This is a genomic window from Planktothrix pseudagardhii (assembly GCF_904830925.1).
Lineage (GTDB): Bacteria > Cyanobacteriota > Cyanobacteriia > Cyanobacteriales > Microcoleaceae > Planktothrix > Planktothrix tepida.
On sequence record NZ_LR882967.1, the window covers coordinates 6,539,678 to 6,555,385 of the forward strand.

The following is a 15,708-nucleotide window of genomic DNA, read 5'->3' on the forward strand; positions in this document are numbered from 1 at the left end:
ATGATTTGTAGCCAATATTTAAGGATTGTCTATTAATTAATTGTTAGGAAAGATTTAAAAAGTTAACCAACTGAATAATTGATTGACGGATAATTGATAATCTGTTAATATAGTTAAAACAGGTAAAATTTGTTCTCCTTCAAATATTTCTAGTTCTTGTTTCGGTTTAAAAACTAATACTAATCGTTCCTGGGGATCTATTAACCAACCGAGTTGAGTTTGATGTTTTAAACAGAATAAAATATTATTAATCACACGGGTTGACTGTTGTTCTGGAGATAAAATTTCAATTGTCCAATCTGGGGCGATCGTAACATCATTGGCGATTTCTCCTTGTTCATCTAAAGGGATATTTTGCCATTCAAAAACAACAATATCAGGAACAATGGAACGTCCGCCAAAAGTACATCGTAACTCAGGAAAACTGTAAGCAATTTTAGCAGATACACCGATTTGATTAATGGTTTCACTCAGACGACCTTGGATCAGGCTATGTTTTCCTTTTGGCATCGGTTTTTGATAAACAACTCCGTTAATATATTCTTGGGCGGGTTTGGTTTCGGGTTGGGTTAAAAACTCCTCTAGGGAGAGAGATTGAATTTGGGGTTTATCTTCTGTTTTTATCATAATTTTATTGGCTAATTATTTATATAATTTGACACAATATTGGTTATTTTAAAATCATAAACCATTGTAGTGTGAGCGTCCTCGCTCACTAGGGTAATATAATAAGGTTAAAATGGGTAACAGTTTATTATCCAGTTAAAATGGGTAACAGCTTATTATATAAATGCCAGCCAGCGAGGACGCTGGCACTACTCTACTATACTTGATATAATTCCATACCCCTACATCAATTCAACTTCAATTTGTATCATAATTTTATGGTTGAATTGATTCATCTGATTCTAATGCTTCAGCTAACAATTCTCGAAATAAAAGATTTTCCTGCAACACCGCAATATCAAAAATCCCTGCCTCAATTCCTTCTATCCAAAAATATAATAAATTTTTTCGCCCGGTAATTGTATTCGGATGTTGTGATCCTAAACTATTTTGTAGAATTGCGATCGCTTCTAAATACAAGGGTTCGGCTTCACTGTAGCGTCCTTGACTTTCGTAGAGTCCTGCTAAGTTATTGAGGTCGATGGCTAGGGAAGGATGGTTGGGGGATAAAGCTTGGCGGTGGATGTCTACGGCTTCTAAATATAAGGGTTCCGCTTCACTGTAGCGTCCTTGACTTTTGTAGAGGTTTGCTAAGTTATTGAGGTGGGTGGCTAGGGAAGGATGGTTGGGGGATAAAGCTTGGCGGTGGATGTCTACGGCTTCTAAATATAAGGGTTCCGCTTCACTGTAGCGTCCTTGACTTTTGTAGAGGTTTGCTAAGTTATTGAGGTGGGTGGCTAGGGAAGGATGGTTGGGGGATAAAGCTTGGCGGTGGATGGCTACGGCTTCTAAATATAAGGGTTCCGCTTCACTGTAGCGTCCTTGACTTTCGTAGAGGTTTGCTAAGTTATTGAGGTCGATGGCTAGGGAAGGATGGTTGGGGGATAAAGCTTGGCGGTGGATGGCTACGGCTTCTAAATATAAGGGTTCCGCTTCACTGTAGCGTCCTTGACTTTCGTAGAGGTTTGCTAAGTTATTGAGGTGGGTGGCAAAATCGGGATGTTGAGAACCCAGGGTTTTTGCGACCTTCACCCCCTGTTCTAACCAAGGTTCCGCTTGGGAATAGAACCCTTGACTTTCATAAAACGAACCTAAACGAATAAAGGGCCAAATTAAATCCTCATCTGCAATTAAATCTCCCAATTCATTATCTGGAATTAAATCTCCCAATTCATTCTTATTAAAATGGGTCATTAAGAGTTCTGCAACTTCTTGTAAATGGGGAATATTAGGTAAAAGTTCGGCAACTTGCTGACGGGTGAGGGTGTATTCAATGGTTTGAGCAAAAGCAATTAATGTTTGAATAAAAGAGCGTTTAATGTCGGTTTTATCCGGTCGTTGGTCTAACTGCATTTGCAAAAATTGGCGAATTAAGGGATGCAGTTGATAGGTATGGGGGTTAATTAGCTGAATTAAATGACATTGACACAAGCAAGATAGCCCCGTTTCAAACTTCTCCTTTTCTTCGTCATCTTCCATATCTTCCAAAGATAGGGAAATGGGGGCTAAGGCAAATAACCCTAACCAACACCCCAACTGTTGAGTGTTGTCGTCCAACTCCTCCCAACTGAGAAGAAATGCTTCATACACACCTCGGCGATAACGCATCAGGGGGTCAGCATCTTTCATGGCCGGGTGTTCCAGGCGTTTTCGGGCTAAACGCTTCAGAATATCCTCCCAGGAGGTCTGATGTAAGTTCAGATAGCGTCCCACTAATTCTAGGGCGAGGGGTAAATAGCCCAACTCCCGACAGAGGCGACGGGCAGCCCAAGGGTTTTGGCGCAGGCGTTCTTCTGTGACATAGAACTTTAATAACTCCCAAGCCGCCAGGGGTTTGAGGATATCTAAGGAGAGTTGGGGTAATGTCCGACTAAACTGGAGTCGCGTTGTTAACAGGCTGTGAAACCGTTGGTTGTCCGGTGGGATGTAGGGTTGGACTTGGTGGCGATAGTCCGTGACATCATCAAAAATCAGGAGGACATTTCCCTCTGGCCAGTATTGCCAGCAATAGGTTAACTGTTCCTCAAGTTCCCAGTCTGGGGGAGGTTCAACATTGAGGAACGTTTGGGCAAACCGCACCAGTTGCAGTCCCACGTTTCCCCCTTGCACGTTTAGCCAACACACGCCGCCCGGATAGTTGTTGAGGTGTGCCGTTGCCCATTGTAGGGCGAGTTCTGTTTTTCCCACTCCCCCCATCCCCGAAACCGCAACAATAGCAACCTGTTGATGTTTGCTAAAGAGTTCATCGAGTTGTTTTGCAGCGATATCCCGCCCCACAAAATATTGAGCTTTGTGGTGTTTATTTAAGTTGTTGAGGGGTTCGGCTTTAGGTTGGGGCGTTGCAGGTTCGGAGGTTGGAGTTTGGGGGGGTTTGGAACGTTTAGGTTGAGCTTCAAGACGGTTTTGCCATTCCTGTTCAAAGGCTCTTAAATTCTTATTAATATATCCCTCTTCTGTCACTCTCCGAAATCAACAAGTAATAAAAAGTAGAGTTATCCATTGGGAAAATAAGATTGAAATTGATTAATATTCTCAATTAATTTATGAAAACCCACTAATAAATGGCGGTCGGGAAAAATATCTAGCCACGGGACAATCAACCACAATATAATAGTAGGCTGAATTATTAAACGCAGATTATTTAAAACATTTTTCCATCCCTCTTTGTGATTCCATTGTTGATGAGTTGAGCAATCGGTGGTGTTTTTTTTGCTCTCAGATTCTCGGGGACTGCCTTGACTTAAAGACCGGAAAACTTCGGAGTTGAAACTAATCATTAAATACACACAGAAAATGATTTCCCACCATTTTTCTATATCGGGAAAATCCGTCAACCGATAATCAGTCCAACCCAGTTCTTGTTTACATTGTCGAAATCCATATTCCACCCATGTTCTTAACCCGTATAAATTACCTAATGTCTTTTTCATCTGGCTTCTCTTCTCTGTTAAATTTGTCATGACAAACGAAGTTGATGTTTCTGGCATCGTTTCTGGATCTGTGGTAATTTCCCAATAGGTTCTTGTACTTCTTTTCCCAAATATGATTTCTCTAATATATCTGGTTTCTGATTCTTGATTGCTAAAAATCCTCTCAAATTTACACCATTTGTTGGCTCTAACTTTCTGCTCGCTTGACATCCAGACTCCATGATTACTTCTTATTGCTAGTACCCAAGGAATTTGAAATTGATCTAATGTACTGATAAACGAACTACTTTCACCATAAAGGCTATCTGCTAATACCAATTCAATCTGAAATCCCCAATCAACCAATTCTGTTAGAATTTCTGATGCGATTTCAATCTTAGTTTTGTAGACATCTCCTTCTTTTAATGTTCCTTTGGGTTTAAATACTCTAAACACTAAAGGAAAGGTTATATTTTTATAAACACCGTAAGCATTAACTGATACTATTCCCCGATCTGTTTTGCCCACACTTCCCAAGTATTGTCTAGCTATATAGTCGGTTTTTTTTCCCTTTCTCCTATCTCCTGTCTCATCAATTATTACTATAATCTTCTCTCCTTTCAATGCTTTTAGAGTTCGGGCTAATCTTCTTTCCTTTAATTCCCTTGCTGACCAAGGCGAATTGGCTAAGAAATGATGCAGTGATTGTGGCGACCTAATTCCTACTATTTTAGCAATTTCCGGTAAAGATTTTCTCGGAATTGGTGAGATAATTCCTAGATGTAAGTATTTAAAACATTCGTAACTTCTCACTTCTGGGAATAGGTCTTTATAACCTTGACAATATTCATCAATCACTGAAACTGTTGGTTGTGCATCTCGGGCTAAATGTTTGAGCATCTGTAATTCTACATCCATTACCCTATCCCCCTTCTAGCTACCCATCTGGTTTATTTTCTAATTTTACTCCTCGGAGACTGACAGAAGAGGGCTATGATATCAACCGATAACAGGTTACTATAGAGATTTAATGGTATAAATTAATCCCCTCGCCTTGCAGCAGACAGGTCGGCGGTGTGATCTTTCTCCCCTCGCCTTGCAGGAGAGGGGTTGGGGGAGAGGTCAAACCCTAATCAAATAGTCTTGATCCCCCCACATTGTCATTAATGGGCAGAACCGTTACCGTGGTAATTATCGGTATCATAGAAACCGTTTTTGGTTCCGAAGAACAGACAGGAAAGGGTAAATAACACCGTTAATGCGGCTAAGACAAATTTAATATCCATTGTGGGTTATGAACTCAACTCGAACGCCTTTGATTGTAGACCCATCTGAGTTGGAGTATCCATCAACTCAGGTCGCGCCTCAACTATTGGGGTGTACTCTGGTGCGACAACTCCCCAATGGAGAACAAATTCGGGGTTTAATAGTGGAAACAGAAGCCTATGGACTCAATGACCCAGCTTGTCACGCCTATCGTCGTCGAACTCCTCGGAATGCCGTGATGTTTGGCCCAGCAGGGGTTAGTTATGTTTATTTTATTTATGGGATGTATTGCTGCTTAAATATTGTTACCGATTTAGAGGGCGTTCCCAGCGCTGTTTTAATTCGAGCTTTGCAGGTAGAGTCTCTTCCGATTTCTATTCTAGCTGCACTAGAACAAACCCAACCGTTAACCCCAAAACAAAAGATTCGTTTAGCTTCTGGCCCTGGAAAATTGTGTCGTCTGTTGCAAATTAATACTCAGTTTAATGGCTTACCTTTACATCCTGACCAAGGGTTATGGTTAGAACATCCGACTTCAGCTTTTCAACAGCGTTTAGAACAACAGCCCAATGCTATTATCCAAACTACACGCATTGGACTCTCCCAAGGACAGGAACTCCCTTGGCGATGGTATTTGGCTAATTGTCCATCCGTTTCTAAACTATAAATCCTTGGGGTTAAAGTCACAGGTTAAAATCATATTAATTCCTTTATCTTGCTAAAATTAAGCTTCATGGTTAAAAAAAATCTAATTTTTAAAATAAGTTTGGCGCTATTGGGATTGGGATTTATTCTCGATCTAAGTTCTAAATTTTTTGCTGAGTTTCTCTGGTTTGAGGAAGTAGGTTATTTATCGGTTTTCAAAGAACGATTAATCACGGAAATTGCTTTAGCTGTATTGGGTTTATCGATTACCGCAATTTGGTTGGGGGGAAATATAATGATTGCCCGACGTTATCAATATTCGCCTGATCATTTACAAAATAAACCTCCGGTTAATATTTTTGATGTCTCTAATCAATCTTTACCCAAGTTTTCATTGGGTTTGCCGTCTCTTTTATTTATTATTATCAGTTTATCCCTGTTTCTAGGTTTAATTATTATTCATTATAGCCAGATTTTTATCAATTATTGGCATTGGGATTCTAGCCAACCTTTATTTTCTACCCTTCCGGCTAAATTTGAACCTCAAATTATTGAACAGTGGATTAAAAACTTTAAATCCTATATTTGGAAAATACCCGTTTTATTAAGTTTAATTATTGCTATTTTATGGAAACCTTTAATTATTTTTAGTTTGATAGTTTTGATTTTTAGTTTTGGCTTTAGCTTAGTATTTTCTAGTAATTGGGCAAATGTTTTACAATATTTTAATCCGACTTCCTTTAATCAAACAGAACATTTATTCGGACGAGATCTGAGCTTTTACGTTTTTAATCTTCCGATTGTCCATCTTTTAGAATTTTGGTTAATGGGATTATTTTTAGTGGGATTTATTGTCTGTAGTTTAATCTATTTGTTATCTGGTAATAGTCTCAGCCAAGGACGATTTTCTAGTTTTTCCCAACCTCAGCAACGCCACCTTCACGGCTTGGCTGGACTCTTAATGTTCAGTTGTGCGATGCGCTATTGGTTAGCTCGTTATGAACTCTTATACTCTAACCAAGGCGTTATTTTTGGGGCGGGATATACCGAAATTAATATCTTAAAACCAGGTTATTCATTATTATCTATTGTTGCTCTAATTATTTCTATTTTCTTGCTTTGGCAAGCCCTATTTTCTGTCAAAAGAATTCGCCCGTATATCGAAATATTATTAAGATATACCAAACTGTATCGTTTTAGAAAACGTCCTAATTTAGTCAGAGCCAAATTATTTGCTGATAGCTATTCCATCAGAACAATTTTTACTTGGTATTTAGGATTGGCGATTATTGTAACGGGAATTATACCCGGTTTAGTTCAACGTTTGATCGTTCAACCTAACGAATTAGAGCGAGAATTACCCTATATTAAACAAAGTATTGAATTTACTCGCAAAGGCTTTAATTTAGATAAAATTGACGTTGAAACTTTCGATCCTAATGCTAAATTAACTTACACCGATCTACAAAATAATAAGCTGACCGTCGATAATATTCGTCTTTGGGATAAACGACCCTTATTACAAACTAATCGTCAATTACAACAAATTCGTCTTTATTATGAATTTTCTAATGCTGATTATGATCGATATTCTATTTTAAAGCAAAAAGCTTCAGGAGAGTTAAGCCGGAATTCACAAAAACAACAGGTACTCATTTCTCCCCGTGAATTAAATTATGAATTAGTTCCTCAAAAAGCACAAACTTGGGTCAATGAACATTTAGTTTATACTCATGGTTACGGCTTTACTTTATCTCCGGTTAATACCGTTGCTGAGGGAGGACTTCCTGAATATTTTGTTAAAGATATTGGTGCTGATCCACAATTAGATGAAAATACAACCTTACAAGTTTCTCCCCGCATTCAGGATACCATTCCCATTGGTAAACCTCGACTGTATTATGGGTTACTCACGAATACTCAAATCATGACTTCAACTCAGGTAAAAGAACTGGATTTTCCCTTGGGAAATGAGAATGTTTATAATGTTTATGATGGAGAGGGAGGAATTGTTATTGGAACCGGATGGAAACGGTTTTTATTTGCCTATTTTTTAAAGAACTGGCAAATGTTATTTACGGATAACTTTACCTCGGAAACAAAATTACTTTTTCGACGAAATATATTAGAACGCATTAAAGAGATCGCCCCTTTTCTTCATTATGATAGCAATCCTTATTTAGTGGTTGCTGATGCTGATTTTGAGAATTCTGAATCAGATCCTCAAGCTCCATCAACTGACCATAACTATTTATATTGGATGATTGATGCCTATACAACCAGTAATTTTTATCCCTATTCTGATCCAGAAGAAGCCGGATTTAATTATATTCGTAATTCCGTTAAAATTATTGTGGATGCCTATAATGGAAAAATCAAGTTTTATTATTTAGAACAAACTCAAGACCCCATTATCTCAACACTCAGAACAGTTTTTCCTGATTTATTTCATCCCATTGAAGAAATGCCAACCATGCTGCGTCAGCATATTCGCTACCCCATTGATTTATTTAAAATTCAATCTCAACATTTACTCACCTATCACATGAGTGATCCCATTGTTTTTTATAATCGAGAAGACCTTTGGCGGGTTCCTGTTGAAATTTATGGAGATAAACAACAAGCGGTTGAACCTTATTATTTAATCATGCGATTACCGACGGAAAAATCCGAAGAATTTATTCTTCTTCACCCCTTTACTCCCGCCAGTCGCAATAATTTAGTCGCCTGGTTAGCGGCACGTTCTGACTTAGAGAATTATGGACATTTATTGTTATATCGTTTCCCCAAACAACGCTTAATTTTTGGCCCGGAACAGGTGGAAGCTTTAATTAACCAAGAACCAGACATTTCCGAACAAATTTCCCTGTGGAATCGTCAAGGATCACGGGTAATTCAAGGGAATTTATTAGTCATTCCCATTGAACAATCTTTGCTTTATGTTGAACCTTTATATTTAGAAGCAACTGAAAATAGTTTACCCACGTTAGTTCGAGTAATTGTAGCGAGTGAAAATCGAATTGTGATGCGACCGACCTTAGAACAAGCGTTAAAAGATGTCTTTAAAGCTGCCCCTATTCTTCCACCTGAAAATATTAAATTACCTCAACCTCAACCCAGTTAAAGGAAATAGGGAATCAGGAACAATATTGGCTAACACTCATCGGGTAGCTAATGAAATTTTCCGATTCCCTATTCCCCTCTACTGTAGAAACTCTAAATAGCTTTGACTCAATTCTTTAACGGCTAATTCATAAAATTGTTGACCCTGTTCAGGAGTGGCTAACGCAGGATTAGACCCCATCCTACCATCGGGATAATGTTGACGAAAATCCTGTGCACCATAAATAGGATATCCTTTCGCTACTTCCGGTGTTAGGGGGGCTTGCTTAATCGCATCAGGATAAATATATTGGGTTAACGCCACTTCGCTCGGTGTAGCATGGGAACCTTCTTGATCTCCATATAACTCTTTAGCTAATTTATAAACGGAGCTACACATAAACCAATTTCCCACTTGACATTTGACTTGATAAGCTTTAGGTAAATTGATATCTGCAACATGAGCGTAAGTTTCCGAAAAAGCGGCTTTCAGTGTAGCAATATTGCCTCCATGTCCGTTAATAAAAAAGTAGTGAGTAAACCCGACCCGCGTTAAACTTGTGATATAATCTTTGACTACCTGAATTAAGGTGGTCGGTTTAAGGCTGATTGTGCCTGGAAAGGCGGTGTGGTGTAAAGCCATACCGACGTTGATAGTGGGACTAACTAAAGCTTGGGTGGCTTCTCCAACTCCTTTGGCGATCGCTTCGGCGCAAATCGCATCCGTCCCGATCAATCCCGTTGGGCCATGTTGTTCTGTAGAACCAATGGGAATAATAATACCTGAAGAATGGCTCAGGTAAGTTTCGACTTCTTGCCAAGTGCTCAGATGCAGTAACATTATGTTAAGTTAAGTTAAAATCAATCTCTTTTATTGTAGCGATTTAATCTATCGGTTTGGATACCAAGACAGAGCGACGATAATCCTGCGAATTGAGCGATCAATCTATATCAATCCCAATCGTTTTCAAATTTTCATTTGATTAGAATAATTTAACCTAAAGATTACCCTAGCTTTACCTTGTGTTAACCTTCTCCTAATACCATAAAAGCCATCTCCACTAATTCAGATTCCAAACAACCAGGCAAATTGAGCGTGAACAATGCTTAAAAACCTAGAACCGAAGCCCAATCAGGATGAGTCTGACGACCCCCCCACCAAGCCCGGGGTAGGATTTGTTGTAGCAGTTCAATACCGGGATTCCCTCTGTGAAGGAATTCGCAACGGAGAACATATTTATGTTGGATGGTTAACACTCGGCTAACTCCTCAGAATGCCGAATGGTTAGCAGCGACCCTTAATTTCTGCTTTCCCTACTCTGTTCCCATCCAACCCAACAAAATTTATGTTTTCTCCTGAATTAAGCGAGAGTTCTTCCCGTTCCGATGTCAGAAACAATGGTCAAATTTTACTGTTAGAAAATGAACAACCTTGGCGGGAGATGCTTTCCCTGGCGTTAGAAGAACAAGGTTATCGTGTCATCGTGGCTTTAGATGGGCGAGATGCTCTGCCCTCAATCCAAAACCCGACTTCTGCCATCAGCGAATTTCCCTTTAACCTTTTAATTATGGACTCGATTAATGGGTTAGATCTGTGTCGTATGTTACGACATCAAGGAAATTCTGTCCCGATTTTAATTATTGGGTTGCGGGAAAGTGCCAATAATTCGGCTTTTTATTTAGAAGCAGGCGCCGATGACTATCTCACTAAACCCTTTGGAATTCGGGAGTTTATGGCGCGTTGTCGGGCGTTAATGCGTCGTCAACGCCTCGGTCAACTCCCTGCACCCGTTATGTTGCAATATAAAGAAGTTATCCTATATCCAGAAGAATGTCGCGTTTTGCTGCGGGGCGAAGAAATTAAACTGTCCCCGAAACAATTTCGCTTACTAGAACTTTTCATGAGTTATCCCCGGAGAGTTTGGTCACGAGAACAATTATTAGATATTATCTGGGGACAGGATTTTATTGGAGATAGTAAAACCGTTGATGTTCATATTCGTTGGTTACGAGAAAAATTAGAACTCAATCCTAGCAAACCCGAATATATTATTACGGTTCGGGGGTTTGGTTATCGATTAGGTTGATATTCTCAGGTCTGAAGACAACTTAATTGGTTTGGAATTAACAGACTGAAACAATTTTAATTAAGCGTTCAGCACTATCCCCGTGAACAATGGCATACCTTTAAATACTCCCTTTTATTCAATAAAATGGGAGTATTTATGTCAGGCTTATTTATAATCATGAAAGTTCTTCAACTCAATCATCAATACCGCTTAAAAGTTTTATGTCACTGAAGCGCCGTGATTTTCTATTCTTATTTTCTGCCAGTTTTACGACAGTAGCAGTCGGATCTTGCCAGGAGTCAAAAAAGTTACCTTTGATAAGCTCATCTTCGCCACCCAAAAGTCCCCCATCCTTACCCTTCAAACCGATCAAAGGGCCATTACCAAACGCCTCTGATTTACTGAATCAGGCTCACCTCTCTGAATCTACAAATCTCGTTAGTGTTCCCTCTGTCTCCAATCAAATTCAAGCCTACAGTACCTATCAAGTTGTAGATGATTTAGTGCTACCCGAAGGATTTACTTATGATGTCATTGCAAGTTGGGGAGATCCAGTCGGAAATTCTCGGTTTGGATATAACAATGATTATGTTTCCTTTGTGCCAACCGGAGAAAATGAAGGTTTTTTGACGGTTAATTTTGAGTATATTAGTCCGGGGATTTGGTTTGAAACCTACTCACAGGTAATTGGAAAACCGTTATCTTTGAAAAAAATTCAGTCCTTAACTCAAAATCAAAAAATTAATGCGTTTGCATTACCTGAAAAAGATGTATTACGACAGGAAATTGTACAACTCTCCCAAGAAGGATTAATTGATTTAGGGATGGGGGTAATTTCCATTCAGCGTCAAGCCGATGGCCGTTGGGTGCGAACCTATTCCCCAAATGATCGACGAATTACCGGACTATCAGGGTGGAAAGATCAACATTATTTAAAAGCGACAGGGCCAGCCGTTGCCATATTTCGGAAAAAAGGTAAGGGGTATAACGATCCCTTCGGAGAAAAAATTATTGGGACTTTTAGTAATTGTGCCGGAGGAACAACGCCTTGGGGAACGGTTTTGAGTGCGGAAGAAAATTTCCAAAGTTATGTTCCTGAAGCCGTTTATCCCGATGGGAGTGCTTATGAACCGGGTGAAACCCCTTTTGTTTTAGATGAAATGGAGGGTTTAGGAAATGTTTTTGGACTAGCTGGGAATAAATATGGTTGGATTGTGGAAGTTGATCCCACGAATCCACAGGATTATGGAACAAAACATACTTGGCTCGGACGTTATCGTCATGAAGCGGTTGGGGTGCGGGTGGAAGCAGGTCAACCCTTAGCATTTTATTCAGGATGCGATCGCCTAAGCGGACATTTATATAAGTTTGTCAGTAAAAACACTGTTAAAAATGCCCAGGATAAAAAAAATTCCCAGTTATTATCCGAGGGGATGTTGTACGCGGCTCAATTTAATCCTGATGGTACAGGTCGTTGGATTCCTTTAAAAGCCGATACAACCGTCAATCCCGATCTTCCTAATGTTCATGCTGGAGGCGTGATTAGTTTACCTCAACGACCTGATGGCGGCAATTTTGTCGCTAAAACCAATGAGGACATCCAACGCTTTAAACAACGCTTTAAAACCCTTGGCAATTTATATACCGGAAATCCAGAAGAGCAACAAGGCGCGATATTAATTGATGCTCACTTAGCCGCGAGTGCTGTTGGAGCAACTTGTACGGCTCGACCCGAAGATATAGAGGTTGGGCCAGATGGCTCCTTATTTATTGCGTTTACCTCCGGTGAGGCGAATGCTGAAACGGGGGGGCCTAACCTACAGATTTTTAAACATCCTTCTCAAGAAAAACCCTATCAATACGGATGGGTGATGCGTTTAGTAGAAGAGGGGAATGTCCCCCAGGCGATGACCTTCCGATGGCAAATGTTCGCCACGGGGGGAGAAGTCGCTGAAGGGGGGTTAGGGTTTTCCAACCCCGATAATTTAGCCGTGGATGGGGCGGGGAATTTATGGATGGTAACGGATATTTCCACCAGTAAACACAATCAGCCCGTTACCCAAGGTCGTTTGGATCAAAACCAACAACCTTTAGAGGGAAAGGATTTATTAGGGGTGTATGGCAATAATTCGGTTTGGTTTTTGCCAACCTCTGGGGACGCTGCGGGTCAAGCCTTTTTATTTGCCATCGGGCCAATGGAATCTGAAATGACGGGGCCGTTTTTTACTCCAGATCAAAAAACCCTATTTATGGCAGCTCAACATCCGGGTGAGTTGCACCGGACTCGTCAGAATATGGCAACAAAAACACTTCAATTTGCATTGCAAACTACCGAGGGAGAAGAGTTTATGCAAACTCGTCAGGTTCCTGTCGGATCGAACTGGCCCACTAAGAAACCCAATGACCCCCCTAAGCCATCAGTTGTAGCAATTCGACGAATCAATTCTCAACCCCTTGTTGAGAAGCGAAACCCGGTCTAAGCCAAGCTTCTACTGATAGAATAGGGTTAAAAATCAGTCTTGACTTTGTGTTTACCTACTTGACGCAGGAGAAACTCTAGTTAAGATATGATACTATTGGTTCAATCGAGCTGGGGACTCCCTTGCTTCAGGTATTTTAAGTGTCGGTGTGAGAATTGAGATGATGAACAAAGTTTTATTGAACACTCTAAAGCAGAGTCCGGGCGTTCTGGGAGCGGCCCTTCTCTTAACCAATGCAGCCTTAGCAACCGAGGCTCCATCGGAGAAGTTGGCAAATGCAGCAGATCCGGCTTCAATCACCATCGAAGCTGCCCGTGCTGTTGCCCCGTCTGGACAAAATACTGATTTGCAACATCAAGCCAATTCCGAGTCATCCGCAGAGCAACTGGCTCTGTCAGTGGCTCCTGATGCTGATGTTGCCGTTGAACCTACTAATCTGGTCAATGGTGAGTCTCCGACTCAGATGGAACCGCAGACTGTTGCCACGGCTCAACCTATCACCAGCCCCGCTAGTGAATTCGTGAGTGCGTCCTCAGAGGCTTCAGTACCGCTACAAACTGCTCAAGCTTCTGAGTTCCAAGTCGCTCAGATGGAAGCGGTTGAATCCCCGGAAACCCAAGGATCAGACTTAGAACAGATTAATGAGTATTCTGAAGTCACTGATGCCTTAGAGCAGGTGACATCGGTTTCTCAATTATCTGACGTTCAACCCACTGACTGGGCTTTCCAAGCCTTACAGTCCCTTGTGGAACGCTACGGTTGTATCGCGGGTTATCCCGATGGAACCTATAAAGGCAACCGTGCCATGACCCGTTACGAGTTCGCGGCGGGTTTAAATGCCTGTTTAGAACGGGTTAACGAACTGATTGCTGCTTCTGTCGCTAACTTAGTGACCCGTGAAGATTTAGCGGTTCTGCAACGCTTACAAGAAGAGTTTGCAGCAGAATTGGCAACCCTGCGCGGTCGCGTCTATGCCTTAGAAGCGAGAACCGCAGAATTAGAAGCGAATCAGTTCTCCACCACCACCAAACTGCGTGGGGAAGTGATCTTCTGGATGGGTGATGCGGCAGGCGATCGCGCGACTAACAACGTCGTGGGTAACTTTGCCCCTGAAGATAGCGATCCAACCGAAGCCTATTTCGGCTATCGCGCTCGTTTGAACTTTGATACCAGTTTCACCGGCCAAGATTTATTAAGAACACGGTTAGAAGCTAGATCCATTCCTAACCTCTCTAACTACGACATCACCAATACGTTGATGAGTCGTACCGGCATTGATGGCCAAAACAATGGGATTTTTTTGGATGACTTGTACTATCGCTTCCCAGTCGGCAATGGTAAAGGTCAAGTCTACGTTGGGGCTAATGGTCTTGACTTAGATGATATTTATGACTATGTAACTCCCTTCGGTGGCTCTGGGGATGGTTCCATCTCCCGTTTTGGTCGCTATAACCCAACCACATTCCGTGGCCCTGAAGGAACCGGGGTGGCTCTGAAATATGCCTTCAATGACAAGTTCAAACTGAACTTAGGTTACTTAGCCAGCCAAGCTGAATACGCTGATCAAGGTCGTGGCTTGTTCAATGGCGGTTACAGTACAGGTCTGCAATTGCTGTTTAACCCCAGTCCTAAGATTGGTGTTTCTTTGGAATATAACCACCGCTACTTCTCTTCTGATGACATGGCGGCTTCGTCATCGTTGATTAGTGGAGGTACGGGTAGCTGGATTGCCAATAGACCCTTTGGTGACAATTCCACAACCACTGAAAACTTAGGGTTCCAAGCCAACTGGCGCCTCTCCAAAAACTTTGAGTTAGGCGGCTGGTTTGGTTCAACCTGGGCTGATCAAAAACAAGGTGGCAATAATACCGCGACCATTATCAACTGGGCTGTCACTTTAGCCTTCCCTGATGTCTTCAAAGAAGGTGGCTTAGGTGGTTTAATCGTGGGTATGCCTCCCAAAGTGACCAGCCACGATATCAGTGCTCTAGAAGATCATGATACCTCGATTCACGTTGAAGGGTTCTATCGCTATCCCATCAATGACTACATTGCCATTACTCCGGGCTTCTATGTGGTAACTAACCCAGATCATAACAGCAACAACAGTACGATTGTTGTCGGAACACTGCGGACTCAATTCCGCTTCTAAAGGGAAAGAGTTCTTATCAATCCTGTATGGAAGAGAGGAAACCAGAGTTTCCTCTCTTTTTTTTGTGCTTATTAGAACTTTTTATACTAATGATCTTCTGGGATAGATAGGGTCAGTAAAAAGGCTAAATTAGACTCGGCTTTTAACCCATGGGGCACGTTAGCAGCCATGAAGATAAAAACTCCTGGTTCTAATCGAATCTCTTCGCCATTTAACGTTAAAATTCCTTGCCCTTCTAAAACTTGAACTGTTGCATTTCGGCTAGAGGTATGTTCAGAAATATCCGTTCCTTCTGCTAAACAAAATAGGGTATACTGGCAGATATTATCTTTCCAAATCACGGAACTTAAAATTCCATGGTCTGAGTATTGAATTTTATCCTGTAAATTCCAAACAGTTTGACTCATGGTTTCATCCTT

General features: G+C 41.1%; 10 protein-coding genes. 5 read left to right on the forward strand and 5 right to left on the reverse strand.

The genetic code is table 11. The features are described 5' to 3' along the window. Nucleotides 1-54: 54 nt before the first annotated feature. The 3 genes from NMK36_RS28205 to NMK36_RS28215 all read right to left on the reverse strand — a co-directional run bounded on the left by NMK36_RS28205 (nt 55) and on the right by NMK36_RS28215 (nt 4,493). Complete coding sequence (locus NMK36_RS28205) at nt 55-627, reverse strand: Uma2 family endonuclease (protein ID WP_254175140.1); 573 nt, start codon at nt 625-627, stop codon at nt 55-57. A 255-nt stretch (nt 628-882) separates the two neighbouring features. Then, on the reverse strand, nt 883-3,126 hold the full coding sequence (locus NMK36_RS28210) for a tetratricopeptide repeat protein (RefSeq protein ID WP_254175141.1): 2,244 nt from the start codon (nt 3,124-3,126) through the stop codon (nt 883-885). Between the two features lie 32 nt (nt 3,127-3,158). After that, complete coding sequence (locus tag NMK36_RS28215) at nt 3,159-4,493, reverse strand: IS701 family transposase (protein WP_254173241.1); 1,335 nt, start codon at nt 4,491-4,493, stop codon at nt 3,159-3,161. 376 nt (nt 4,494-4,869) lie between these two features. Between NMK36_RS28215 and NMK36_RS28220 the strand changes: the two genes are divergently transcribed. Together NMK36_RS28220 and NMK36_RS28225 are read left to right on the forward strand one after the other, a co-directional pair. Continuing rightward, nucleotides 4,870-5,508: a DNA-3-methyladenine glycosylase gene (locus tag NMK36_RS28220; RefSeq protein WP_254175142.1), complete on the forward strand. Its 639-nt coding sequence runs from the start codon at nt 4,870-4,872 to the stop codon at nt 5,506-5,508. 66 nt (nt 5,509-5,574) lie between these two features. Beyond that, complete coding sequence (locus NMK36_RS28225) at nt 5,575-8,610, forward strand: UPF0182 family protein (protein WP_072717456.1); 3,036 nt, start codon at nt 5,575-5,577, stop codon at nt 8,608-8,610. A gap of 78 nt (nt 8,611-8,688) precedes the next feature. On the opposite strand, the gene NMK36_RS28230 is transcribed toward NMK36_RS28225, so the two are convergent. Beyond that, entirely contained in the window at nt 8,689-9,429 is a 741-nt protein-coding gene (locus NMK36_RS28230; protein ID WP_072717455.1) for a creatininase family protein, read from the reverse strand. 505 nt (nt 9,430-9,934) lie between these two features. On the opposite strand from NMK36_RS28230, the gene NMK36_RS28235 reads away from it, so the two are divergent. The 3 genes from NMK36_RS28235 to NMK36_RS28245 all read left to right on the forward strand — a co-directional run bounded on the left by NMK36_RS28235 (nt 9,935) and on the right by NMK36_RS28245 (nt 15,289). Further along, nucleotides 9,935-10,675, forward strand: coding sequence for a winged helix-turn-helix domain-containing protein (locus tag NMK36_RS28235; RefSeq protein ID WP_072717454.1), 741 nt, complete (start codon nt 9,935-9,937; stop codon nt 10,673-10,675). Nucleotides 10,676-10,878: 203 nt separating this feature from the next. Next, entirely contained in the window at nt 10,879-13,137 is a 2,259-nt protein-coding gene (locus tag NMK36_RS28240) for a PhoX family protein (protein WP_072717453.1), read from the forward strand. 160 nt (nt 13,138-13,297) lie between these two features. Further along, nucleotides 13,298-15,289, forward strand: a complete 1,992-nt coding sequence (locus NMK36_RS28245; protein ID WP_437126709.1) for an iron uptake porin — start codon at nt 13,298-13,300, stop codon at nt 15,287-15,289. Between the two features lie 86 nt (nt 15,290-15,375). On the opposite strand, the gene NMK36_RS28250 is transcribed toward NMK36_RS28245, so the two are convergent. Further along, on the reverse strand, nt 15,376-15,696 hold the full coding sequence (locus NMK36_RS28250; protein WP_072717450.1) for a cupin domain-containing protein: 321 nt from the start codon (nt 15,694-15,696) through the stop codon (nt 15,376-15,378). Nucleotides 15,697-15,708: the final 12 nt, after the last annotated feature.